At 71.7% G+C, this 2,093-nt stretch carries 2 protein-coding genes; one reads left to right on the forward strand and one right to left on the reverse strand.

Annotated features, from left to right (window positions below; genetic code table 11):
- Positions 1 to 224 precede the first annotated feature (224 nt).
- The gene (locus tag AB0H83_RS33785) at positions 225 to 995 is read right to left on the reverse strand and encodes a helix-turn-helix transcriptional regulator (RefSeq protein WP_360102192.1); all 771 of its coding nucleotides are present in this window, start codon (positions 993 to 995) and stop codon (positions 225 to 227) included.
- An 88-nt stretch (positions 996 to 1,083) separates the two neighbouring features.
- Between AB0H83_RS33785 and AB0H83_RS33790 the strand changes: the two genes are divergently transcribed.
- Positions 1,084 to 1,452 carry a nuclear transport factor 2 family protein gene (locus tag AB0H83_RS33790; protein ID WP_360102194.1) on the forward strand — a complete coding sequence of 123 codons (369 nt, stop codon included), beginning with the start codon at positions 1,084 to 1,086 and terminating at the stop codon, positions 1,450 to 1,452.
- Positions 1,453 to 2,093: the final 641 nt, after the last annotated feature.

Below are 2,093 nucleotides of genomic sequence, written 5' to 3' on the forward strand. Positions count from 1 at the left end.
CGAACTGCGACTGGTAGTCCTCCTGGCTCGCGTCGACCTGGTGCAGCTGGTCGAGCGACTCGTGCTGCTCGCCCGTCTCGACGTGGCCGTAGTCCGCGCCGGTGTCGCCGTACTCGCTCATGGGATGCTCCTTGTGGTGGGAAGTGTGTGGTGTGGCCTTGCGATGCATATGACGTTACGGAAGGCCGCACCCCGTCGAATCCCAGAAACGTGCCACGGTCCGGTTATGCCGCGACCGCCCGCAGTGCCTCCGCGGTGGCCGCGTCGGCGGGGAAGAACGACTCGATGGCGAGCTCCTCGACGGTGACGTCCAGCGGCGAGCCGAACACCGCGGTGATGCTGAAGAACCGCAGCTCACCACCCTCGTGGCGGATCCGCAGAGGCACCACCACGTCGTGTTCGGCCGGCGCGGGTCCGGTACCTCCCGGGTACGCCGTCAACTCCGCGAGCAGCTCGTCCAGCCTCGCGTCGCCGGTGGTGCGGGCCTGCCGCTCCAGGCGGCTCAGCAGGTGCGCGCGCCACTGCTCCAGGTTGGCGATGCGGGGCGCCAGACCGCCCGGGTGCAGCGACAGGCGCAGGACGTTCACCGGCGGCTCCAGCAGGTGCGCCGCCACGCCCGCGGTGAGCAGCCCGACCGGCGCGTTGGCGTCGAGCATCGTCCACCACCGGTCCACCACCACCGCCGGGAACGGCTCGTGGCCCGTCAGCACCTGCCGCAGCGAGGCCCGCACCGCGCGCAGCTGCGGACCGTCGAGCCGGCCCTGCGGGTACACGGGCGCATAACCCCCGGCCAGCAGCAGCGTGTTGCGCTCCCGCAGCGGCACGTCCAGATGCTCCGTGAGGCGCAGGATCATCGCACTCGTCGGCTTCGCCCGCCCCGTCTCCACGAAGCTCAGGTGCCGCGTGGAGATGTCCGCCTGGATCGACAGCTCCAGCTGGCTGAGCCGGCGCCGCTCCCGCCATTCGCGCAGCAGCACCCCCACCGGTTGCGTCATGATCCGATCGTAGAAGCGCCGCGGGAGCCGTGACCATTACCTCGCAGGGAATCGACCAGCCCCCTCGCCGCCCGGCAACCTCGACGGCATGAGCGAATACGAAAAGCTGGCCCAGCGGTACGTCGACGTGTGGAACGAGACCGAACCGGCCGCCCGCCGCGCGGCGATCGACGCCCTCTTCACCTCAGCCGTCACCTTCGCCGACCCCATGGCCACCGCCCGCGGCCAGGCCGAGATCGACCAGATGATCGGTGCTGTGCAGGCACAGTTCCCCGGTTTCGTGATCACCCTCCTCGGTCCCGTCGACGGCCACCACGCCCAGGCCCGTTTCGGCTGGGAGATGGGCCTGCCGGGCGCGCCTGCCCCGGTCGCGGGGTTCGACGTCGTCACGCTGGCCGAGGACGGCAGGATCAACCAGGTGCTCGGCTTCCTGGACCGGGTACCCGCTCAGCCGTAGCGCTGTTGCGTTTCTGCGCTTTGCGTTTCTGCGCTTTTGCGTACGGGGTTGGTCGCTGCGGGTAGCGGCGCTGGACGGGGTCTGGTGCGTCCACGAGAATGGGGGTGGCGCCTACCGGGGGGAGGCGGCACGTGCCACGACCGTATTTCTCGCTGGACGCACCAGACGCCGGCCGGCCCACCACACTGGGCGACCGCAGGACCGGCACTTCGACGCCGGCCGGCACGTCAATGAACGCCGGCACGTCAACGAACGTCAGCAGGGCGACGAACGCCGGCAGGGCGACAGATCGCGGCGCCGCGATGGACGACGGCGTGGCGACGCACCCAGGCGTGGCGACGGACGCAGATGCGGCGACGGACCTCGGCGCCCGCATAGCCGCGGCGGCGGCAGCCCGCTTGGCCGCCGCGGCAGCCGCCCACACCCGCCGCCGCGAGACGATGGCACGGACGCGGGCGGAGTTCGCGGAGGCCCGCCGGCATGGCCTGGCAGCCCGCCACGCCACGAAACTGGCCCGGCTACGGACCGCACGACTGCTGGCAACGCCGCACCAGCCCTCGGCCCCACCCCGCCCGCCGCCCGCAGGTGGCATGCCGACAGACCCGGCGTGTGCCGGTCCGGCTACTGCTACTACCCGCCCG

Source organism: Dactylosporangium sp. NPDC050688 (genome assembly GCF_040654515.1).
GTDB lineage: Bacteria > Actinomycetota > Actinomycetes > Mycobacteriales > Micromonosporaceae > Dactylosporangium.